The following is a 21,465-nucleotide window of genomic DNA, read 5'->3' on the forward strand; positions in this document are numbered from 1 at the left end:
ATCAGACCCCGGTGAGCCCGGAGACGAGGAAGTAGACCGCGAAGACGACCGCCAGCGACCCGACGAGCCAGCCGATCTCCCGCACCTTGCCACGCGCCAGCTTGATCACGGCGAAGGCGATCAGGCCGGCTCCGATCCCGTTGGTGATCATGTAGGTGAAGGGGATGACCGCCAGCGTCAGGAACGCCGGGATCACGAACTCCGGGTCGTCCCAGGGGATGAAGCGGACCTGCGACATCATCAGCCCGCCGACGATCACCAGCGCCGGTGCGGCGGCCTGCGCGGGCACCACCGACGCCAGCGGCGTGATCAGCAGCGTCAGGCAGAACAGCAGGCCGGTGACCACGCTGGCCAGACCGGTGCGCGCGCCCTCAGCGACCCCCGCGGCCGACTCCAGGAAGACCGTGTTCGGCGCGGCCCCGGTGAACCCGCCCGCGGCGGCGGCCACCCCGTCGACGGCCAGGATCCGGCCCATGCCCTGCACCTTGCCGTTCTCGGCGAGCCCGGCCTGCGAGGAGACGCTGGTGATCGTGCCCATCGCGTCGAAGAAGCCGGACAGCACCAGGGTGAACAGGAACACCGTCGCGGCCACCCCGCCCGCGGCCGCGAAGCCCCCGAGCAGGTCGACCTGGCCGAAGAGCCCGAAGTCGGGCGTGCCGACCAGCTGCGCGGGCATCTCGGGGACCACCGTCCCCCACTGACCGGCAGCGACGTCCAGGGCCGCGTTCGCCAGCAGTGCCAGCGCGGTCCCGGTCGCGATGCCGAGCAGGAGTGCGCCGGGCGTGCGGCGGGCCATCAGGCCCATCATCACCAGCAGCGTCACGCAGAACACCACGATCGGGATCCCGGCCAGGTGCCCGTCGGTGCCCATCTGCACCGGCACGGTCGTCTCCGCCGAGTCCGGCACGCGCGTCACGAACCCGGCGCTGACCAGCCCGATCAGCGCGATGTAGAGGCCGATGCCGACGGTGAGCGCGACCTTGAGCGGCTCGGGGATGGCGTTGATGATCTTCTCACGCAGGCCGCTGACGGCCAGCGCCACGATCACGAGGCCTTCGAGCACCACGAGCCCGAAGGCCTCGGCCCAGGTCATGGTGGGGGCGATGGTGAAGGCGACGACCGCGTTCACGCCGAGCCCGGTGGCCAGCGCGAGCGGAGCGTTGCCGACCAGACCCATCACGATCGTCATCACACCGGCCGTGGCGGCGGTGGCGGTGGTGAGCTGCTCGGGGGAGAGCTTCGCGCCGGTGGCGTCGGTCCCCGAACCGAGGATCAGCGGGTTGAGCATCACGATGTAGGCCATCGCGACGAAGGTGGTCAGGCCGCCGCGCAACTCGCGGGCGAGCGTGGAACCGCGTGCGGAGATCCGGAACACGCGGTCCAGACCGCTGTCGGGTCTGGTGGTCAGCTGCTGGGTCATCGCGTCCTCCCATGCCGGTGGGCGCCCCCGGGACGTCGGTGTCCGGGCGTGGTGGAGCCCGGCGAGATCTCGCCGAAAGCCAGGTGGCGGGGCGTTGTGCGGTGCGGGCCGCGGGATGTGCGGCCCGGTGCAGGTGGCGACCCGGTCATCGCCGTGGGTTGCGCGGGATCGTCCGCTTCGCAGGTGGTTGTCGAGCGACGCGCCGCCGCGGTGGGCACGCCTCAGCAGCGGCGCGCGCGTCGCTCAGGCACGCGCCGCCAGGCGCAGGACCGTGGAGGTCCTCAGTACTCGACGCGGTCGGCCTTGTCCCGCCAGGCGTCGAAGGCCGCGTTCCGGTCCGCGACGTCGATGCGCGCGACCGCGGTCGGGCTCCGGGTGGGGTCGGTCATCGCGTCGTAGAAGGCGCGGTCGTCGAAGCCCGCCGCGGCCGCGTCATCGCGGTCGGCGGCGTACAGGACCCGGTCCACCCGCGCCCACATCGCCGAGGCCAGGCACATCGGGCACGGTTCGCACGAGGTCACCAGCACGCAGCCGGCCAGCGAGAACACGCCCAGCTCGCGGCAGGCCCGGCGGATCGCGACGACTTCGGCGTGCGCGGTCGGGTCCAGGTCGACGGTGACGCGGTTGGTGCCGGTGGCGACGACTGCGCCGTCGCGGACGATCACGGCGCCGAACGGGCCGCCGCCGTCGGCCACGTTGGCGGTGGCCAGTTCGATCGCCCGGGTCATCCAGGCCCGCTCCTGCTCGGTGTCGGTGTCCACGAACATCGGTTCACTCCAAGGTTTTCAGCGGTGCTCAGATGATGTGCTCAGGAGCGACCGGGGTGTGCACGAGGTCCTTGCCGGTGGCGGCGCGGATCGCCGCGACGACGGCCGGCGTGGTCGAGATGGTGGGCGGCTCGCCGACGCCGCGGACCCCGTAGGGCGCGTGGTCGTCACCGCGCTCGATGACGTCGATCTCCATCGGCGGCATGTCCAAGATCGTCGGGATGAGGTAGTCGGTGAACGAGGGGTTGCGGATCTTCCCGTCCCTGACCTGGACCTCCTCCATCACCGCCAGACCGAGGCCCTGCGCGGAACCGCCCTGGATCTGGCCGATCACGGCGTCCGGGTTGATGGCCTTGCCGACGTCCTGCGCGCAGGCCAGCTGCACGACCTTGACCAGGCCCAGCTCGGTGTCGACGTCGACGACCGCGCGGTGCGCGGAGAAGGCGTGCTGCACCTGCACCACCTCGCTGCGCCCGTCGGCGTCCATCGGGAAGGTCTGGCGGTGGTGGAACTCCCGCGTCTCCTCGATGACGTCGTCGCCCAGCAGCTCGGCCAGGTCGACGACCACGCCGTCGGTGGAGACGACCTTGCCGCCCTGCAACGACAGCCCCACCGTCGTGCCGTAGCGCTCGGTGACCCGGTCGAACAGCGCCTCCCGCACGGCCTGGCAGGCGGCCCGCACCGCGCCCCCGGTGACGTAGGTCTGCCGCGAGGCGGAACTGGAGCCCGCCGGCCCGACGGAGGTGTCGTTGGGGTGGATCGTCACCCGCTCCACGCCCAGCTCGGTGCGCGCGATCTGCTGCTGCACGGTCACCAGGCCCTGCCCGACCTCGGCCGCGGCGGTGTGCACCATGGCGGCCGGTTCGCCGCCGAGGAGCTGCAACCGGACGCGGGCGGTGGAGAAGTCGTCGGCGCCTTCGGAGTAGCAGATGTTCTTGATCGTCACCCCGTAGCCGACGCCGCGGACCACGTCTTCGCCGTGCGTGGTGTTGGAGGCGCCACCGGGCAGTTCCCGGATGTCGGTGGTGTCGCGCTCGCCGGGCATCGGCAGCGCGCGCACCCGCTCCAGCAGCTCGGCGACCGGCGCGGGGGAGTCCACCACCTGGCCGGTGGGGATCGTCTCGCCCTGGGAGATCGCGTTGCGGATGCGCAACTCGACGGGGTCCGCACCGAGCGCGGCCGCGAGCTTGTCCATCTGGGACTCGTAGGCGAAAGTCGGCTGCACCGCGCCCAACCCGCGCATCGCGCCGCACGGCGGGTTGTTCGTGTAGAGCCCCCAGCCGTCGATGCGCACGTGGGGCACCACGTACGGCCCGACGCCCAGCGTGGTCCCGTTGCCCACCACGACAGGGGTCTTCGACGCGTACGCGCCACCGTCGAAGTACTGGGTCGCCTTGACGTAGACCAGCTTCCCGTCCCGGGTCGCGCCGTGCTCGTAGTACATCTTCGCCGGGTGCCGGTGCACGTGGCCGTGGAAGGACTCCTCGCGGCTGTAGACCATCTTCACCGGCTTGCCCACGTGCAGCGCGAGCATGCAGACGTGCACCTGGATCGACAGGTCCTCCCGGCCGCCGAAGGCGCCGCCGACGCCGGACATCGTCATCCGCACCTTCTCCGGTGGCAGGCCCAGCGCGCGAGCGGTCTGCTTGAGGTCCGAGTGCAGGTCCTGGGTCGCGAGGTAGAGGTCGACGCCCCCGTCCTCGGCGGGGATCGCCAACCCGGACTCCGGGCCCAGGAACGCCTGGTCCTGCATGCCGACGGTGTAGACGCCGGAGACCACGACCTCGGCGGTGGCGTCCGGATCGCCCTTGACGATCCGCTGGTGGCGCACCACGTTGCCGCCCGGGTGCAGCTTCGGCAGGTCCTCGTCGTGCGCGGCCTGCTCGGCGTCGAGCACCGGCGGCAGCACCTCGTAGTCGACGACGATGCGCTCCAGCGCCCGCCGCGCGGTCTCCGGGTGGTCGGCGGCAACCAGCGCCACCGCCTCGCCGACGTAGCGCACCACGTCGGAGGCCAGCACCGGCTGGTCGACCTCCTTGAGCCCGAAGAGGTTGTCACCGGGCACGTCCTCGGCGGTCAGCACGGTGTGCACGCCGGCCATCGCCATCGCGGCACCGACGTCGAGGGAGCGGATCCGCGCGTGCGGGTGGGGGCTGCGCAGCGTCGCGCCCCACAGCATGTCCTCGGCCCACAGGTCCGAGGCGTAGGCGAACTCGCCGCGCACCTTCAGCGCACCGTCGGGGCGCACCGGGGATTCGCCGATGCCGCCGTCGATGGCGTCGTCGAGCCGCTGCGGCGTCCGCGTGGGCGCCTGGGCACTCGGTCGGTCGGTCATGGTCACGACACCTCCACCAGACGCAGCCGGGCGCTCGCCCGGTCCAGCTCTTCGACGACCTCTTCGACGACGTCGTCCTGGGCGAGGACGTCCTCCCCGCCGCACAACAGCGCTTCCACCTGCGGCAACCGGCCCAGCACCAGGGCTGCGACCGGGTCTTCGATCCCGGTGTGGTCGAGCCCGCCGAGGCGCCACACGGCGATGTCGGCGAGCTTGCCCGGCTCCAGCGAGCCGATCTCGTCCTCGCGCCCGAGGCAGCGGGCCCCACCCCGGGTGGCCAGCCACAGGGCTTCGCGCACCGACAGCGCGCGCGGCCCTCCAGTGGCGCGGGCCAGGAGCAGCGCCTGCCGCACCTCCTCGCCGAGCCCGCCGGACTCGTTCGAGGCGACCCCGTCGACCCCCAGACCGACGGGGGCTCCGGCGCCCAGCAGGCCGCGCACCGGTGCGACCCCGGCACCGAGACGGCCGTTGGAGCTCGGGCAGTGCGCGGCCCCGGTTCCGGTCTCGGCGAGCCTGCGGACCGCGGTGGGCGCGAGGTGCACGGCGTGCGCGAACCACACGTCCGGCCCCAGCCAGCCCAGCTCCTCGGCGTACTCCACCGGCGTGCGGCCGTGCTCGGCCCGGCACTGCTCCTCCTCGGTGGTGGTCTCGGCGAGGTGGGTGTGCAGCCGAACCCCGTTGCGACGGGCCAGTTCCGCGGCCTCGCGCATCAACTCGGTGCTCACCGTGAACGGCGAGCACGGGCCCACCGCCACCCGGACGCGAGCGCCCGGTGCCGGGTCGTGGAAGGCGTCGATGGCCTGCTGCGTCCCGGCCAGGGCGGCGTCGCGGTCCTCGACGACGGGGTCCGGCGGCAGGCCGCCCTCGGACTGCCCGCGGTCCATCGAGCCGCGCACGGCGTGCAGCCGCAGCCCGGTCCGCTCGGCGGCCGCCACCACCGCGCCGAACACGTCACCGCCTTCGCGCGGGAACACGTAGTGGTGGTCGGCGGCCGTGGTGCAGCCCGAGCGGGCCAGCTGCACCAGTCCCGCCGAGGCCGCGGCGTGGACGATCTCGGCGTCCATCCGCGCCCACACCGGGTACAGCTCGGTCAGCCACTCGAACAGCGTCGAGTCGGCCGCGTAGCCGCGCGTCGCCCACTGGTAGAGGTGGTGGTGGGTGTTGACCAGCCCGGGCGTGACCAGGCAGCCGCTCGCGTCGATCCGCCGCACCGGGACGTCCTGCGGCGGAGCGGATCCCGCACCGACCGCGACGATCCGGTCGCCCTCCACGACCACGTGGCCCTCGGGGAACTCGGTCCCGAGGTCGTCGACCGCCACCACCGGGCCGCCCTCGACGACGATCCGCTCAGCCATCGTTCCTCCGCTGAGCGGCGAGTCGGACGGCGTCCATGATCTTCTCGTACCCCGTGCAGCGGCACAGGTTCCCGGCCAGCGATTCGCGGATCTCGGCGTCCGAGGGCGCCGGCGTGCGCTCCAGCAGGTCGTGGGTCTGCACCAGCAGGCCCGGCGTGCAGAACCCGCACTGCACCGCACCGGTCTCCACGAACGCCTGCTGGACCGGGTCCAGCCCTTCGTCGGCCAGTCCTTCCACGGTGCGCACCTCGTGCCCCTGGGCCTGACCGGCCGCGACGAGGCACGCGCACGCGGGCACGCCGTCGAGGTAGACCGTGCACGAACCGCATTCGCCTTGCTCGCAGGCGTTCTTGGAACCGGGCAGGCCCAGCCGCTCGCGCAGCACGTACAGCAGGGACTCGCCCTCCCAGACGTCGTCGGCCTCCTGCCGGCGCCCGTTGACGGTGAACTTCAGGCGCATTCCTGCCTCCCGGAACGAAGCTCGTGCCAGGCCCAGCTCAGGGTCCGGCGGGCCAGCACGCCCAGCGCGTGCTCGCGGTAGTGCGCGGTGCCGCGCACGTCGTCGATCGGTGACGCCGCCTGCGCGACCAGGTCGCCGAACCGCCGGGCCGCGGACTCCTCCAGCGGCCCGTCCCAGTCGAGCCCGGCGCGGGCGAAGGCCTCGGCGTCGCGCGCCCTGATCGGCGTGGGCGCCGCTGAGCCGATGCCGGTGCCGACGGTCCGGGTGTCCGGGTCCAGCGAGACGGCGAAGGTGCACACCGCGATGACCATCGCGTTGCGGGTCCCGACCTTGGAGAACTGCTGCGGTCCCGCGGCCGGCGCGACGCGGATCGCGGCGATCAGCTCGTCGGGCTCCAGCACGCTGCGCTTCGGGCCGGTGAAGAACTCGTCGACCGGGACCACCCGCGACCCGCGCACCGACTCGACCTCGACGCTCGCCCCGCTCGCCAGCAGCGGCGGGTGCGCGTCCCCGGCGGGCGAGGCCGAACCGAGGTTGCCGCCGACGGTGCCGCGGTTGCGGATCTGCGGCGAACCGACCGTGCGGCTGGCCATCGCCAGGCCGGGCAGGCGCTCGCCGAGCTCCTCGATGAGCCGTGCGTAGGGGACGCCCGCGCCGATGCGCAGCTCGTCGCCGTCCGGCGCCCACTCGGCGAGCTCGGGGACGGTGGTGAGGTCGAGCAGGGCCTCGGGCCGGTGCCGGTCGAAGTTCAGCTCGACCATCACGTCGGTGCCGCCCGCGATCGGTGTGGCGTCCGGGTGCGCGGCCTTGGCTTCGAGCGCTTCCCGCCACGTGGCGGGGCGGAGGAATTCCACGTCGTACTCCTTGTCGACCGGCCGGTGCGCTGATGTGGCCCAGTACACAATCGGCGAGCAGGCCCTGGCTAGCGGGCGAATCCCCGAAAAAGGTTCGCCGTCGGGCGGGTGCGGTTGTATGTTCCTACGAACGAGGTGAACCCACCTGTCCTGCGCGCCACCGCGGCTCGATCGGAGGTGGCGCGGACGCCGAGCCGAAGATCGCTCGGACGGGGACGAGGCCGACGGAAGGGCGGGAGTGCGCCTTCGGGATCTGCTCGCCGACGACGAGCTCGGCCTGGTGCTGCTCAACGACGCCGGTGCGCTGGAGCGGCCGGTGCGCGGCGTCTACATCACCGACCTCATCGACCCCCGGCGCTACCTCACCGGCGGTGAGCTGGTGCTCAGCGGCCTGGTCTGGCATTCCTGCCCGGAGGACTCCGAGGAGTTCGTGCAGGCCCTCGTCGACGCCGGGGTCGCCGGGCTGGCCGCCGGCACGGCGCGGCTCGGCCACGCCCCGCCCGACCTGGTCGCCGCCTGCCGCGCGCACGGGCTGCCCGCGTTCGAGGTCCCCGTCTCGGTCAGCTTCAACGCCCTCGCCGAGCGCATCCAGTGGCGTGACGCCCCGCGCCGCGAGCTGATCTCGGCGGTCGCCGCCGGAGCCGACCTCGACCGGGTGCTGCGGATGGCGGCCGACGACCTCGGCACCGACTGCTGGGTCCTCTCGGCCGCCGGCTGGGTCGTCGGGGGCACGGCCGAGCTCCCCGAGCAGGTCCGCAGCGGTGCGCTCGCCGAGTTCGCCCGAGGCCACCTGCCGCGCACGTGGCGCGTCGGCGAACCGCACGTGCTGTGGCCGGTGGAGTCCGACGCCGAGCCCCTGGCGGCCCGGTGGTTCGCGCTGGTCAGCGGCGACCTGGTGGAGTGGGACGAGCACCGCGAAGCCGTCGCCACCGACCTGGGCACCGTCGTCGCGCTGGTGCGCGCCCGCGTCGACGAGGCCCGTCGCATCGCCGGGCGCTCCGTCGAAGCCGCGCTGCGCAGGCTGCTGGAAGGCAGCTCCTCACCGACCGAGGTCGCCGCCCGACTGGAAACCGCGGGGTTGCCCGCCGACGAACCGCTGCGGGCGGTGACGATGAGCGTCGGCGACCCCGCCACCTCCACCACGCTGCTCCGCGAGATCGCCGCGGCCACCGGCATGGCTTCGGTCACCGCTCCGCTCGGGGACGGTGCCGCGGCGCTGTTCGTGGACGACCCCGACCACCTCGCGAGCCTCGAGGAGCGGCTGAGGAGGGTCGTGGCCGAGGCCGCGGCAGGGCTGGGGCAGAGGCGCCTGGTGATGGGCCTCAGCGACACCAGCGCCGCCACAGCGCTGCGCGGAGCCCTCGACGAGGCCGCCTACGCGCGCAGGCTCGCCGAGCAGCGCCGCGGCCGCGCCGAGGTCGCCACCGCGGCCGAACTGGCCTCGCACGAGGTGCTGCTGGCCTCCGTCTCCGACGAGCTGCGCCGCAGCTACCGGGAGCGGCTGCTGGCCGACCTCGTCGCCTACGACGCCACGCACGGTTCCGCACTGCTGCGCACGCTGCGCGTCTTCCTCGACCACAACGGGTCCTGGTCCCGCTGCGCCCAGCTGCTGCACGTGCACGTCAACACGCTGCGCTACCGCATCCAGCGGGTCGAGGAGATCACCGGACGCGACCTGTCGGACTTCGGGGCGCGGGTGGACTTCTACCTCGCGCTCCGGCTCGACGCGGACGCCTGAACCCGCTGGGAACACCGCCGCCCCGGCACCGCGTTCCCCAGGTGCCCGGAAGAACGATTGAGGTCCAGGTCAGTGCGTGTCCTCACAAAGTCGTGCACGGTTCGAAATCTGACGTTGATGGCGGTACCGTGCTTGGTCGCAGTTGCGGTCGCCGAGCGCCCGGTGAAGGGCCGCGAAGGCGCGGCGAGAGCCACCCACCGCCCCGAGACGGAGGTAACGGGATTGACCGATCTGTCCGCCACCACCGGCGTGACGGACCGCCCGAGCGGCACCGCGCAGGAACCCGGGCGGGTCAGGGGGAATCCGGATCCGATCCGACGGTTCCTGGATCAGCAGAACCCCGGAACTCCTTGCCTGGTCATGGATCTGGCTCAGGTCCGAGACCGCTACCGGCACCTGCGCACCGCGCTGCCGGACGCCCGCATCTGCTACGCGGTCAAGGCCAATCCCACTCCCGAAGTCGTCGGTGAGCTCATCGCCGAGGGCGCCTCGTTCGACGTCGCCAGCCCCGGCGAGATCGACTTGGTCCTGGCCAAGGGCGCCACACCGGAGTCGATCTCCTACGGCAACACCATCAAGAAGCGGCGCGACATCGCCCGGGCCCACGAGCAGGGCGTGCGGTTGTTCGCCACCGACAGCGCCGCGGACCTCACCAACATCGCCGAGGTCGCACCCGGATCGCAGGTGTTCTGCCGCGTCCTGGTCGACAACACCGGCTCCCGGACGCCGTTCGGCCGCAAGTTCGGTTGCACCCCGGAACAAGCCGCGGACCTGCTGGTCCGCGCCGACGAGCTGGGACTGGACGCCTGCGGCGTGTCGTTCCACATCGGATCGCAGCAGCTGGATCCGGCCGCCTACCGGCACGGCATCGACGCGGCCGCGCGGGTGTTCGCCGACTGCGCCGCCCGCGGTGTGCGACCGAGGCTGGTCAACCTGGGCGGGGGACTGCCCGCCGGGTACGCGGGTTCGGCGCCGCCGCTGGCCGACTACGTGACGGCCATCGAAGCGGCGCTGGAGCACGCCTTCGGCCCGCAGCGGCCGGAGCTGCTCATCGAGCCCGGCCGGTTCCTGGTCGGCGACGCCGGCGTGCTGCGCAGCGAAGTCGTGCTGGTGACGGATTCCTGCGACGGGCAGCGGCGCTGGGTGTACCTCGACATCGGGCGCTACAACGGACTCGCCGAGACCGAGGGCGAGGCCATCGCCTACCGGCTGCGCACCTCGCGCGACGGTGACGAGGGAGGTCCCGTCGTGCTGGCCGGGCCGACCTGCGACGGTGATGACGTGCTCTACCAGCGGACGCACTACGAGCTGCCGCGCACGCTGCGCGGCGGTGACTGGGTGGACCTGCTGTCGGCGGGCGCGTACACCGCGAGCTATTCATCCGTGGGTTTCAACGGGTTCACCCCGCTGCCCACTTATTGCGTCGACGGCGATCAGCGCCCGTGACCTGCTGCGGGAGCACGTCCGACCGCTGTGGACGCGCTCCACGGAGCGAAGGCGAGACACGGCAATTCTGCGAAATGATGGGAGGTCGATAGATGTCCGTTGACACCGGAGCACAGGTCGGTCTGTTCACCGGCAGGCACGTCCTGGCAGAGCTCGAGGGCGTTGAACCGGAACTGCTGGACGACGAGCAGTACCTGCGGGATGTCCTGCACAACGCCTTGAGCGAGTCGGACGCCACGGTGTGCCAGATGATCGCCAAGCGGTTCGACCCGCAGGGCGTCACGGTGTTGGCGCTGCTGTCGGAGTCCCACGCTTCGCTGCACACCTACCCGGAGGACGGTTCGATCTTCATCGACGTGTTCACCTGCGGGCACACCGCGAAGCCCGAGCTCGCGGTGCAGCTGCTCGCCGAGGCGCTCAAGCCGACCTCGCAGAACGTGCAGACCATCCGACGCGGCCACGACTACGCCGAACTGGTCTGCTGATCCGCACCGGCGGTTCCGGCTCGAGCTGCGCGACCGCGCGGGTGGCAGACCTGAGCGGCTCCGTGGACACCGAGCGCCGCTGCCGCGCTCACGGCGTGCGGCACCCTCGCCACGAAGCCGCTCAGAACTCGCGGCGGTGCGGGCCATCCGGGTGCCTGCGGTGGGGCACGGGTGGGCACGGTCTACTTTTCGCGTGTCGGCGGGCCCGCTACGGGAACCGGCGGGATGCTGGGCACACACCATTGGGGACATTCAGGAGGAACACCGTTGATCGAACTCGACGGGCACCGGTGGATCAAGGAGCCGTTGGGCGCCGACATGGAGCGCCTGTGGCGGGTCGACGACGTGCTGTGGGAGGGCGACACCCCGTACCAGCACGTGGTGATCGCGCAGACCGGGCAGGGGATCTCGCTGTTCTGCGACGATGACCGGCAGAGCACCGAGTTCTCGCAGCTGGTCTACCACGAGGCCATGATGGTCCCGGCGTTCCTGCTGGCCGGGCAGGTGGACCGGGTGCTGATCATCGGGTCGAGCGAGGGCGTGGCCAGCCAGATGGCGGTGGCCGCCGGAGCGACCCGGGTCGACCACGTCGACATCGACGAGCTGTGCGTGCGCAAGTGCGCCGAGCTCCTGCCCTACGGCTACACGCCGGAGGAGCTGGCCGCGGCCGAGAAGGGGGAAGGCCCGGTCACGATCCACTTCGCCGACGGGTGGAGCTTCCTGGACCAGGCCCCGCCGGAGGGCTACGACATCGTCGTGGTCGACCTGCCGGACGAGCGCGCCGACGACGCCGACGGCCAGCACAACCGGCTCTACGGCCTGGAGTTCATCCAGCGCTGCCAGTCGGTGCTCTCGGCCGGGGGCGTGGTCGCCTTCCAGGGCGGCTGCCCGACCGTGTGGCGCAACGAGACGCTGATCCGCGCCTACAACCGGTTCCAGACGGCCTTCGAGACGGTCGCCTACTTCGGCTCCGACGAGCACGAGTGGGCGTTCCTGTTCGGCCGGGAGGAGCCGATCGACGACCCGATCAACCTGATGCTCGAGGCGCTGCCCAACTGCGCGTACGAGCCCAGGACGATCGACGACGCGTCCCTCATCGGCGCCACGGTCCCCCCGTACTCGGTGCGGAACCAGTCCTGAGCCGGAGGCGGTGGGCGGCCCGCGCGGTCGCCCACCGCCGGTCAGCCGAGCCGCTCCCTCACGGCGAGTCGAGGTAGGGGTGGTACGAGCCGCCGTCGGTGGGCAGGAACCACTGGTCGAAGGCCAGCCCCCGGTTGTGCAGCTCGGCCTCCACCTTGGCCGCCTTCTCGACGACCTCCGCCTCGGCCTCGCCGGCCAGCGGGACGTCCACCTCGTAGAGCTCGTCGTGCTCCACGTCGCCGAACGCCCGCGCGGCGAAGGCGTCGAACACCGGTTCGCTGTCGTCCCAGCTCATGAGCTCGGCGGCTTCCAGGACCACCCGCGCTTCGTTGATGATCAGCCGCAGCGCCAGCGCCTCGGCGACGCTGCGCGGCGGCGTCCACGCGGGCTCGGTGAGCCGTGCCGCCACCGCCGCCGAGGCCAGCACGAACGACCTGGCGAAGAACGCGTCGTAGCGGTGGTCGTAGCAGGGCGGGAGCTCTTCGAGCACCAGCAGCCCGACGGCGTCCGCCACGGTCGCGTTGTTGACCGCCAGCGCGAGCTCGTCGTAGAAGATCTCGTCGGTCACCACCCGGACCGAGTGCACCAGCGCGCCCGCCGCGAGCGTGGCACCTTCGCCCTCGATGCCGAAGGCGCTGGGCCCGAAGGCCTGCAGCCGCGGTGCGAGGTCGTCGAGCCGACGCTTCCAGTGCTCGGCGTCCATCGCGGGCTCGGCGGAGGTCTCCAGGGCCTCCTCGATGGCGGCCTGCAGCTCGCCGTCGGCGTCGACCTCGTCGGCGGCGGCCAGCCGCTCGTTGAACTCGTCCTCGGTGAGGCGCACGGCGGACTCGGCCACCGTCCAGCCGAGCAGCAGCTCGGTCTCCACGATGAGCTCGTCGAGCACCGAGGCGGCGCCTTCCTCGGCGGCCTGGAGCGAGGGCGCGTCCAGGGCCAGCAGCACGCTCACGCCGCCCTGGTGCACGGTGATGCGGTAGTCGAGGACGTCGATCTCGGACTCGCCGGGACCGCTGACCCCCTCGACCATCGCCAGGTGTCGGTCCAGCACGGCGGCGACCCCCTCCTGCTGCAGCGGGTCGAGCTCCACCACCTCGGCAGGGGGTGCCAGTTCCGCCGTCACCGCGTAGTCCACCGCGAATCGCCCTCTCCTCGACTGCTGGTCGGCATGGTACGACGTCGCCCTGCTGGTGACCCGGCCAGCGCGCTGGGTGTCGGGGTCGGCGATGATGATCCGGTGACGACGAACGTGGTGGTCTTCGGCAGTTGCAACATGGACCTGGTGGCCTACGTGCCGGTCGCGCCCAAGCGGGGCGAGACGGTCACCGGCCGCGAGTTCCGCACGGTCCCGGGCGGCAAGGGCGCCAACCAGGCGATCGCCGCGGCCAAGGCCGGTGCGGACGTGCGCATGATCGGCGCGGTCGGCGCCGACGAGTTCGGCGCGGAGATCCGCCGCGTCATGCAGGACTCCACTGTGGACGTCCAGGGTCTGCGAACGGTGCCCGGGCGCAGCGGAACCGCGCACATCGTCGTCGACGACGCGGGCGACAACTCGATCATCGTGGTCCCGGCGGCCAACGGCACCGTCGACGCGCTCGCCGACGGCGACGAGGAGCTCATCGCCGGTTCCGACAGCCTGCTGCTGCAGCTGGAGGTCCCGCAGCCGGGCGTGGCCGCCGCCGCGGCGGCGGGCAAGCGGCACGGCGTGCGGGTCGTGCTCACCCCCGCGCCGGCGGTGCCGCTCCCCGAGGAGCTGCTGCGCGACGTGGACCTGCTGGTGCCCAACGAGCACGAGGCGGCCGTGCTGACCGGACACGACGACCCCGAACGCGCCCTGGCGGCGCTGCTGGAGCTGGTGCCCGAGGTCGTCATCACGCTCGGTGCCCGCGGGTGCACGTACGGCAACCGAGACGGCGTCCGCCACGACGTGCCGGCGTTCTCCGTGCCGGCGGTGGACACCACGGCGGCGGGCGACACGTTCGTCGGCGTGCTCACCACCGCGCTCGGCGAGGGCGGCGAGGTCCCGAACGCGTTGCGGGAGGCGGCGGCCGGGTCGGCACTGTCCGTGCAGCGCAATGGCGCCAGCAGCGCGATGCCCACGCGGGATGAAATCGCCGACTTCGTGGCCCGACAATAGCCGCTGATCGCCATTCACCGGTGCGCGACCACGGCGTCCAGCGGCCATCACCGGAAATGGCGCCGGCTATCACGGGCGGCCGGAAATGTCCGGAGCGCAAATCCGGCCGCCCGTGCCCGGCCGTTCACCGAGCGTTGTCGTAAGCCTCGACGACTTCAGCCGGAATGCGGCCCCGGTCGGAAACCTGCATGCCCTGTTCCCGGGCCCATTCCCGAATGGCCTGGTTCCGTTCCCGGTCGGCCTGGGTCGGCGCGCTGGACGACTTGCCCGCCTTGGTGCCAGACCGCTTGCGGCCACCGGTCTTACGGGCGTTGGCCACGTAAGAAGCCAGTGCGTCCCGCAGTTTCGCGGCGTTGTCGGCGGACAGGTCGATCTGGTAGTTCACCCCGTCCAGGGCGAACTCGACGGTGCTGTCGGCTTGCGAGCCGTCGACATCGTCGACCAGCTGCACGGTGACTTTCTGCGCCACGGTTAAACCTCGATTCCGGCTCGAATCCAGTCTCAGCGCGCGCACATGTCCGCGCGACGAAGAGCGAGCGAACAATAAACGATCGCCGGAAGAATGTTCCACCCGGTATCGAATTCCGGCACTCGCGTCCATTGCTGCGGGCTCGAACCGCCCGTGCCTGGTTACCGTCCGTGAGTCGACAACAGCCGCCGACCGGCGCGTGTGTCCGGAACCCCGAGCGGTTTTCGGCCGATCGGACCGGGTGCTCTACAGTCGAGTGCGAGACAACTGGTGAATGTCGTGCTACAACGTGGTCAGGACTAGCAGTAGTCTTACCTGGAAGTCGCGGATCGAGACGGGGCGCGTTCCCGAGACAGGTGATCATGGCCGAGCGGATTCAGGTCGATCTCGTCGATGACATCGACGGGTCGCCAGCCAAGCACACCGTCACCTTCGCGTTGGACGGCGTGAGCTACGAAATCGACCTGAACGACGGCAACGCCGAAGCGCTCCGCTCCGTGCTCGACCGCTACATCAAGGCCGCTCGCTCGCCTGAACCGGCTGCTCCGCGCGGATCCAAGCGGCAGGAGCGCGACGAGGAGCAGACCCGCAAGGCGAACAAGCAGCTCACCGAGCAGATCCGCGGTGCGGCCCAGCGCACGAGGGAAGCGCTGAAGAAGCCCGAGGCCGACGAGGCCGCCGCTGCCGAAGCCGGTGGTGTCGAAGCCGAGGGTGCCGAAACCCCGGCCGAAGTTGAGCTCCTCACCTCCGACGACGCCGAGCAGTCCCAGAACGAAGCTCCCGCAGAGGGTCCGGCCGTCTCGCTGCCGCTGTTCTCCTCCGCCGTGGACTGAGGCCCCGTCTTCACCCGTTAAGTCCTCGCGATCCGTCCGACCGGGTTGGTTGACTCCTCACCCCATCGCCGGCGAGGACGTCCCGCCTCCGGGCACGCCACCTCGTCGGGAAGCACGGCTCTGACGTTCCCCCCGACGTCCGGAGGCGCCCGTGAGGACGCAGTCCACCGACCCCGGCAGGAGGCGGGTCGCGCTAGCGCTGCTGCTGGCCACCGCCTCGACGACGACCGCCTGCGCGCCGCTGGTGGACGTGCACCAGACCGCCGCCGAGGTGCGCGCCTCGGTGCAGGCGCCCACCGTGCGTGGTGGCGAAGCCACCGTCGTGCTCGATTCAGAACCCGACGAGCTCGACCCGACCACCGCGTCCACGCTCACCTCGCGCCAGGTCTTCATCAACATGTGCGAGAAGCTCTACGACCTGGACGACGCGGTGCGCGTGGTGCCGCAGCTGGCGACCGCACTGCCCGCGGTCTCGCCGGACGGCCTGCAGCTGACCATCCCGCTCAAGCCCGGTGTGCGCTTCAACGACGGAACGCCGTTCGACGCCGAAGCCGTCAAGCGCAGCCTCGACCGCCACCGGACGCTCGACGGTTCCGCCCGCCGCACCGAGCTCTCCGCCGTCGCGGGCGTCGACGTCGTCGACCCGCTGACCGTCCGCGTCCGGCTCTCCCGCCCCTACGCGCCGCTCGCCGGCATGCTCGCCGACCGCGCCGGGATGGTCCTGTCCCCGGCCGCGCTCGACCGCCTCGGCGAGGACTTCGCGGACAACCCCGTCTGCGTCGGCCCCTACACCTTCGGGGAGCGCGTCGCCCAGGACCGGATCGTGCTGCGGCGCAGCGACTTCTACTACGGGCGCGACCAGACCAAGCTCGACCGGCTGGTGTACCGCTTCGTCGGCGACGACAACGTGCGCACCGCCAACCTGCGCTCCGGTGAGTACGACGTCATGTGGGAGGTCCCGGCCCCGCAGGTGCCGCTCATCTCCCGCGAGCCCGGACTCGTGCTGCTGAACACCCCGTCGCTGCAGTACTGGGGCATCAACGTCAACATCCGCAACGTCGGCGGCGAAACCGGTCACGTACCAGGGCCGCTGGCCAACGACCCCCGGGTGCGCGAAGCCCTCGCGCTCGCCATCGACCGCGAAACGCTCAACGAGATCACCTTCAACGGCCTCTACCAACCCGCGTGCGGACCGATCCCCGACATCAGCGAGTTCGCGACGCCGAAGACGCAGGCCTGCCCGCCCTACGACCTCGACCGCGCCCGCCGGCTGCTCGCCGAAGCCGGGGTGCGGACGCCGATCCGGGTGGAGATGACGCTGGCCAACGACACCTCCACGATGCAGGCCGGGCAGGTGATCCAAGCCATGGCGGCGCAAGCCGGTTTCGAGGTGGTGCTGCGCCCCTCCGAGCTGACCACCGCGCTGTCGGACTCGCGGTCCGGCAACTTCCAGCTCTACGCCGGTGGTTGGTCCGGTCGCTCCGACCCGGACGGCAACATCGCCAGCTTCCACACCGCCGACGGCTCGCACAACTACAGCGGCTACTCCACACCCGAGACCGACGCGCTGATCGAACGCGCTGCCGCCGAGCAGGACCCGGCGGTGCGCAGCGCCCTCTACGAGCGCGTCGTCGCCGACCTGCAAGCCGCCAACGGCCTCATCTACCTCTACCGCCAGCAGTACTACACCGCCCACACCGACCGGATGGCCGGTGTGACCGTCCATCCCGACGGACTTGTCCGGATGCAGCACGCCGGATTCGTCGAGGGGAGCTGATCGTGCCCCGCTCGTACGTCCTCAACCGCCTCCTGCAATCGCTGGTGACCCTCGTGCTGGTGTCGCTGGTCGTGTTCGCCGGGCTGCGCGCGCTGCCCGGTGACGCGGCGGTGGCCATCGCCGGGCCCGAGGCCGACGACGCCGCCATCGCCGACGTCCGCCGTGAGAACGGCCTCGACCAACCCCTTCCCGTGCAGTACCTGACCTGGCTCGGACGCGCGCTGACCGGCGACTTCGGGGAGTCCGCGCAGACCGGGCTGCCGATCGGCGAGATGATCCTGCAGCGGCTCCCGGTCACCCTCGAACTCGCCGTCCTCAGCCTCGCCTTCGCCGCCCTGCTCGGCCTCACGACCGGCGTCGTCGCCGCCGTGCGCCGCGGCGGAGCGCCCGACTGGATCAGCAACGGGATCGCGCTGTTCGGTCTGTCCGTCCCGAACTTCTGGCTCGGCCTGATGTGCGTGCTGGTGTTCGCCGTGGCGCTCGGCGTGCTGCCCTCCTCGGGCTTCATCCCGTTCACCGAAAGCCCGTGGCAGAACCTGCAACGGCTCATCATGCCGGCCTTCGTCCTGGGCAGCGGGCTGGCCGCCGTGCTGATGCGGCAGATGCGGTCGTCCATGGTGGACTCGCTGCGCTCCGACCACGTGCGCACCGCCCGCGCCAAGGGCGCCGGGGAGTGGCGGGTCGTCGGCGTGCACGGGCTGCGCACCAGCCTGATCACCGTGCTCACCATCCTCGGCGTGCAGCTCGGCCAGCTGATCTCCGGTGCGGTGGTCACCGAGCAGGTCTTCGTGCTGCCGGGGTTCGGCAAGCTCATGGTGGATTCGGTGTTCACCCGCGACTACCCGGTCATCCAAGCCGCCGTGCTCGTCGCCGCCGTCGGCTACATCGGCGTCAACCTCTGCGTCGACCTCCTGTACTCGGTCGTCGACCCCCGGATCCGCGTGCACGGAGGTGCCGCATGACCGCCGTCGTCGCCCTGCCGGGAACCCGCTCCCACCGGGTCGCCCGCCGGCTGCTGAGGCACCGGACCGGGGTGCTGGGCCTCGTGCTGTCGGCCGTGCTGGTGCTGGTGGCGATCGCCGTCCCGGTGCTCGCCCCGGCCGACCCGGCCGCGGTGGACTTCGACCACGTGCTGGCCCAACCCGGGCCCGGGGCGTGGCTGGGCACCGACGAACTCGGCCGCGACCAGCTCTCCCGGGTCCTCCACGGCGTCCGCGCCTCGATGATCGTCGGGGTCCTCGCGGTGCTGCTCGCGCTGCTGGTCGCCGTGCCGCTGGGCATGATCGCCGGCTACTACCGCGGGTGGCTGGACGCCGTGGTCTCCCGGATCACCGACGTGCTGCTCGCCTTCCCGTTCCTGGTGCTGGCCGTCGGGCTCTCCGCGGTGCTCGGGGCGTCCCTGGTCAACGCGGCGATCGCGATCAGCCTGTCGCTCGCGCCGAACCTGATCAGGGTGGTGCGCGGCGAGACCCTGCGGCTGGTCGGGGAGAGCTACGTCGAGGCCGCCGTCGCCGCGGGCGCCTCCGGCGCGACCGTCATGGTCCGCCACATCCTGCCGAACGCGGTGAACGCGCTGCTGGTGCAGATCACCGTCAACATCCCGCAGGCCATCATCGGCGAATCGCTGCTGTCCTTCCTCGGGCTCGGCGTGCAACCGCCCGCGCCTTCGCTGGGCGTGATGCTGTCCTCCGCGCAGACCTACTTCGCGCAGGCACCGTGGCTGGTGTTCTGGCCAGGCTTGACGATCGTGCTCGCGACGCTGGCGTTCAACCTGCTCGGCGACGGTCTGCGCGACGCGCTCGACCCGAAGGGGCACCGATGAGCGAGCTGCTGTCCTTCACCGACCTGGAGGTCTCGTTCCACGGCGAGGACGGCGAGGTCGAGGCCGTGCGCGGCGTCAGCTTCGGCGTCGAAGCCGGCGAAGTCCTCGCCGTCGTGGGCGAATCCGGTTCCGGCAAGAGCGTCACCGCGATGGCCGCGCTCGGCCTGCTGCCCCCGACCGCGCGGGTCCGCGGCAGCATCGCGCTGGACGGCGTCGAGCTGGTGGGGCGCGACCTGCGGGCGGTGCGCGGCAAGGACGTCGCGATGATCTTCCAGGAACCGATGACCTCGCTGAACCCGGTGTTCACCGTTGGCTGGCAGCTCGTCGAGGCCATCCGGCTGCACACCGACACGACGCGCCGCTCCGCCCGCGCCCGAGCTGTGGAACTGCTCGGCCTGGTCGGCATTCCCGAACCCGAACACCGCGTCCGCCAGTACCCGCACCAGCTCTCCGGCGGGCAGCGGCAGCGGGTGATGATCGCGATGGCGCTGGCCTGCGAGCCGGAAGTGCTCATCGCCGACGAGCCGACGACCGCGCTCGACGTGACCGTGCAGGCGGAGATCCTCGCCGTGCTCCGCGACCTCCGCGACCGACTCGGCATGACGATCCTGCTGATCACCCACGACATGGGCGTGGTCGCCGACATGGCCGACCGGGTCGTCGTGGTGCACCGGGGCGAGGTCGTCGAGCAGGCCGAGGTGCGCGAGCTGTTCCAGGCCCCGCGCGAGGACTACACGCGTTCGCTGCTCGCCGCCGTCCCGCGCTTGGAGGTCGGGTCCGCGGAACCCGGCGCGCCCGCAGAGCCGCTGCTGCGGGTGGAGGACCTCGTCGTCACCTACGGATCCCACCGGGCGGTCGACGGGGTGACGCTGGAAGTGGGGCGCGGGGAGGTGGTCGCGCTCGTCGGGGAGTCCGGGTCGGGCAAGTCCACCGTCGGCAGGTGCGTCGCCCGCCTCGTCACACCCACCGCCGGCCGGGTGCTCCTCGACGGGCAGGACATCGGCAGGTTGTCCGCACGCGCGCTGCGGCCGATCCGCCGGGACATCGGCTTCGTCTTCCAGGACCCGGGCTCGTCGCTGGACCCGCGCATGACCATCGCCGAGAGCATCGCCGAACCCCTGCGGCTGCACCGCGTGGCCGAGGGGAAGGCGCTCGACGAGCGGGTCGACCACCTGCTGGACGCGGTCGAGCTGGGAACCGCGCGTCGGCAGCGCTACCCGCACGAGCTCTCCGGCGGGCAGCGGCAGCGGGTGAGCATCGCTCGCGCCTTGGCGCTGTCCCCGCGCATGCTCATCGCCGACGAGCCGACCAGCGCGCTGGACGTCTCGGTGCAGGACGCCGTGCTGGAGCTGTTCCGGGAGCTGCAGGCCGAGCTGAACTTCTCGTGCCTGTTCATCAGCCACGACCTGGCCGTAGTCAACCAGCTCGCGCACCGGGTGGCGGTGATGCACCGCGGTGAGGTCGTGGAGCAGGGGGAGAAGGCGCAGGTGCTCGGCTCACCGCGCCACGACTACACGCGGCGCTTGCTGGAGGCCGCGCCCGTGCCCGACCCGGTGCAGCAGCGCGCGCGGCGGAGCGTGCTCAGCGGGTAGGGACGAAAAACCGCACCGGAGCAGTGCGCGGGGTCCGGTGCGGTTCAGGTGAGGTGGTCAGTCCGCTGCGCGATGTCTCCGCGCGCGGGGACGGGTGCTGGGCGAGCGCGATTCCCGCGAGGTCGTCGCGCTCACTCCTTCTGCGAGCGAGGCTGCGAACTCCGGCGGCGCGCTCGGGCCCCAATTGCAGTCCTCCGGGTCGACCAGAGTGTTGCGCAGCTCGGTGTATATCGGAGTCGAGTCCACTGCTACCCCCGTTCCTGACAAGTCGTCGGCAGGCTACCTGCGAAATCAAGGGGCACTGGCCGCTCAAAGCGAGGACCACCCGAAGGTGGACAGTCGTCCGGCGCGTCGAGCACCGGCCATTCGTGCTCGATCACGCCGCCGAATGGGGGATGACCAGGGACTTCACCCTGAAGAGGGGGGTGGTGTTCACCCGTCATTTCGGGGTGCGTAAAGTATTCCATGTCAGCGCGGCACGGACCGGGAAAAACCGGGCCGGGCCTGACGGGGCCCCGAGAACCTCGCTCAACCCTCCGGGTGTTAGCGTGTTCCGGCCCGCGAAAAATCGGGTAAGACCTTTTTGACAATGTGAATACCGATCGAGTGGTTGTTTTCGCTTGGTGTCGCCGGGAACGGGACTGGTTAGAAGGTCTCGGAATGGTGACGGGCAGGACTGAGGCCCCCCGGTTTGACCGAGGAAATCAGGATGGTCTAAAGTGGGGAACACCGCGAGAGCGGGAATCGCCGAGGAAATGACTCCCCGGATCCGGCATCCCTGAAGTGGGGTGTGGTGATGGTGTGGGTGTGTTCTTTGAGAACTCAACAGCGGACTGTTTTG

General features: G+C 71.4%; 18 protein-coding genes. 10 read left to right on the forward strand and 8 right to left on the reverse strand.

The features are described from left to right. Position 1: 1 nt before the first annotated feature. The 6 genes from EIL87_RS17260 to EIL87_RS17285 form a co-directional block, all read right to left on the reverse strand. Positions 2-1,420: an NCS2 family permease gene (locus tag EIL87_RS17260; protein ID WP_125091546.1), complete on the reverse strand. Its 1,419-nt coding sequence runs from the start codon at positions 1,418-1,420 to the stop codon at positions 2-4. Between the two features lie 281 nt (positions 1,421-1,701). Beyond that, positions 1,702-2,187: a nucleoside deaminase gene (locus tag EIL87_RS17265; RefSeq protein ID WP_125091547.1), complete on the reverse strand. Its 486-nt coding sequence runs from the start codon at positions 2,185-2,187 to the stop codon at positions 1,702-1,704. Between the two features lie 28 nt (positions 2,188-2,215). Next, a complete protein-coding gene (pucD, locus tag EIL87_RS17270) occupies positions 2,216-4,522 on the reverse strand; it encodes a xanthine dehydrogenase subunit D (protein WP_125091548.1) in 2,307 nt (768 codons plus the stop codon). Between the two features lie 2 nt (positions 4,523-4,524). Then, positions 4,525-5,877 (reverse strand): 8-oxoguanine deaminase, encoded by a 1,353-nt coding sequence (locus EIL87_RS17275; RefSeq protein ID WP_125091549.1) that lies wholly within the window; start codon positions 5,875-5,877, stop codon positions 4,525-4,527. Then, complete coding sequence (locus tag EIL87_RS17280) at positions 5,870-6,337, reverse strand: (2Fe-2S)-binding protein (RefSeq protein ID WP_125091550.1); 468 nt, start codon at positions 6,335-6,337, stop codon at positions 5,870-5,872. The genes EIL87_RS17275 and EIL87_RS17280 overlap by 8 nt, the downstream gene beginning before the upstream one ends. Next, positions 6,328-7,191: an FAD binding domain-containing protein gene (locus tag EIL87_RS17285; protein ID WP_125091551.1), complete on the reverse strand. Its 864-nt coding sequence runs from the start codon at positions 7,189-7,191 to the stop codon at positions 6,328-6,330. Before EIL87_RS17285 ends, EIL87_RS17280 begins: the two co-directional genes overlap by 10 nt. Positions 7,192-7,429: 238 nt before the next feature. Between EIL87_RS17285 and EIL87_RS17290 the strand changes: the two genes are divergently transcribed. The 4 genes from EIL87_RS17290 to EIL87_RS17305 all read left to right on the forward strand — a co-directional run bounded on the left by EIL87_RS17290 (position 7,430) and on the right by EIL87_RS17305 (position 12,000). Next, positions 7,430-8,929 carry a PucR family transcriptional regulator gene (locus tag EIL87_RS17290; RefSeq protein ID WP_125091552.1) on the forward strand — a complete coding sequence of 500 codons (1,500 nt, stop codon included), beginning with the start codon at positions 7,430-7,432 and terminating at the stop codon, positions 8,927-8,929. 222 nt (positions 8,930-9,151) lie between these two features. Further along, positions 9,152-10,375: a type III PLP-dependent enzyme gene (locus EIL87_RS17295; protein WP_125091553.1), complete on the forward strand. Its 1,224-nt coding sequence runs from the start codon at positions 9,152-9,154 to the stop codon at positions 10,373-10,375. A gap of 92 nt (positions 10,376-10,467) precedes the next feature. Further along, positions 10,468-10,860, forward strand: a complete 393-nt coding sequence (speD, locus tag EIL87_RS17300) for an adenosylmethionine decarboxylase (protein ID WP_125091554.1) — start codon at positions 10,468-10,470, stop codon at positions 10,858-10,860. A gap of 267 nt (positions 10,861-11,127) precedes the next feature. Further along, on the forward strand, positions 11,128-12,000 hold the full coding sequence (locus EIL87_RS17305) for a spermidine synthase (protein WP_125091555.1): 873 nt from the start codon (positions 11,128-11,130) through the stop codon (positions 11,998-12,000). Positions 12,001-12,058: 58 nt separating this feature from the next. On the opposite strand, the gene EIL87_RS17310 is transcribed toward EIL87_RS17305, so the two are convergent. Beyond that, positions 12,059-13,129 carry a hypothetical protein gene (locus EIL87_RS17310; protein WP_125091556.1) on the reverse strand — a complete coding sequence of 357 codons (1,071 nt, stop codon included), beginning with the start codon at positions 13,127-13,129 and terminating at the stop codon, positions 12,059-12,061. Between the two features lie 102 nt (positions 13,130-13,231). Between EIL87_RS17310 and rbsK the strand changes: the two genes are divergently transcribed. Beyond that, positions 13,232-14,131, forward strand: coding sequence for a ribokinase (gene rbsK, locus EIL87_RS17315; RefSeq protein WP_233576321.1), 900 nt, complete (start codon positions 13,232-13,234; stop codon positions 14,129-14,131). Between the two features lie 124 nt (positions 14,132-14,255). Here the strand turns inward: rbsK and EIL87_RS17320 are convergent, their stop codons facing one another. Beyond that, positions 14,256-14,600, reverse strand: a complete 345-nt coding sequence (locus tag EIL87_RS17320) for a histone-like nucleoid-structuring protein Lsr2 (protein WP_125091558.1) — start codon at positions 14,598-14,600, stop codon at positions 14,256-14,258. A 362-nt stretch (positions 14,601-14,962) separates the two neighbouring features. On the opposite strand from EIL87_RS17320, the gene EIL87_RS17325 reads away from it, so the two are divergent. The 5 genes from EIL87_RS17325 to EIL87_RS17345 all read left to right on the forward strand — a co-directional run bounded on the left by EIL87_RS17325 (position 14,963) and on the right by EIL87_RS17345 (position 20,624). Beyond that, entirely contained in the window at positions 14,963-15,433 is a 471-nt protein-coding gene (locus EIL87_RS17325) for a histone-like nucleoid-structuring protein Lsr2 (RefSeq protein WP_125091559.1), read from the forward strand. Between the two features lie 151 nt (positions 15,434-15,584). Then, positions 15,585-17,210, forward strand: a complete 1,626-nt coding sequence (locus EIL87_RS17330) for an ABC transporter substrate-binding protein (protein WP_125091560.1) — start codon at positions 15,585-15,587, stop codon at positions 17,208-17,210. Between the two features lie 2 nt (positions 17,211-17,212). Next, on the forward strand, positions 17,213-18,172 hold the full coding sequence (locus tag EIL87_RS17335; protein ID WP_125091561.1) for an ABC transporter permease: 960 nt from the start codon (positions 17,213-17,215) through the stop codon (positions 18,170-18,172). After that, positions 18,169-19,032 (forward strand): ABC transporter permease, encoded by an 864-nt coding sequence (locus tag EIL87_RS17340; protein WP_125091562.1) that lies wholly within the window; start codon positions 18,169-18,171, stop codon positions 19,030-19,032. Before EIL87_RS17335 ends, EIL87_RS17340 begins: the two co-directional genes overlap by 4 nt. Then, positions 19,029-20,624 carry an ABC transporter ATP-binding protein gene (locus tag EIL87_RS17345; protein WP_125091563.1) on the forward strand — a complete coding sequence of 532 codons (1,596 nt, stop codon included), beginning with the start codon at positions 19,029-19,031 and terminating at the stop codon, positions 20,622-20,624. Before EIL87_RS17340 ends, EIL87_RS17345 begins: the two co-directional genes overlap by 4 nt. The last annotated feature ends 841 nt before the right edge of the window (positions 20,625-21,465 follow it).

The organism is Saccharopolyspora rhizosphaerae (genome assembly GCF_003931915.1).
GTDB lineage: Bacteria > Actinomycetota > Actinomycetes > Mycobacteriales > Pseudonocardiaceae > Saccharopolyspora > Saccharopolyspora rhizosphaerae.

What these genes read in the sequence shown, in the direction of transcription:
- EIL87_RS17260 (WP_125091546.1), bottom strand. Translation starts at nt 1,420, where the DNA reads ATGACCCAGCAGCTGACCACCAGACCCGACAGCGGTCTGGACCGCGTG.
- EIL87_RS17265 (WP_125091547.1), bottom strand. Translation starts at nt 2,187, where the DNA reads ATGTTCGTGGACACCGACACCGAGCAGGAGCGGGCCTGGATGACCCGG.
- pucD (WP_125091548.1), bottom strand. Translation starts at nt 4,522, where the DNA reads ATGACCGACCGACCGAGTGCCCAGGCGCCCACGCGGACGCCGCAGCGG.
- EIL87_RS17275 (WP_125091549.1), bottom strand. Translation starts at nt 5,877, where the DNA reads ATGGCTGAGCGGATCGTCGTCGAGGGCGGCCCGGTGGTGGCGGTCGAC.
- EIL87_RS17280 (WP_125091550.1), bottom strand. Translation starts at nt 6,337, where the DNA reads ATGCGCCTGAAGTTCACCGTCAACGGGCGCCGGCAGGAGGCCGACGAC.
- speD (WP_125091554.1), top strand. Translation starts at nt 10,468, where the DNA reads ATGTCCGTTGACACCGGAGCACAGGTCGGTCTGTTCACCGGCAGGCAC.
- EIL87_RS17325 (WP_125091559.1), top strand. Translation starts at nt 14,963, where the DNA reads ATGGCCGAGCGGATTCAGGTCGATCTCGTCGATGACATCGACGGGTCG.
- EIL87_RS17340 (WP_125091562.1), top strand. Translation starts at nt 18,169, where the DNA reads ATGACCGCCGTCGTCGCCCTGCCGGGAACCCGCTCCCACCGGGTCGCC.
- EIL87_RS17345 (WP_125091563.1), top strand. Translation starts at nt 19,029, where the DNA reads ATGAGCGAGCTGCTGTCCTTCACCGACCTGGAGGTCTCGTTCCACGGC.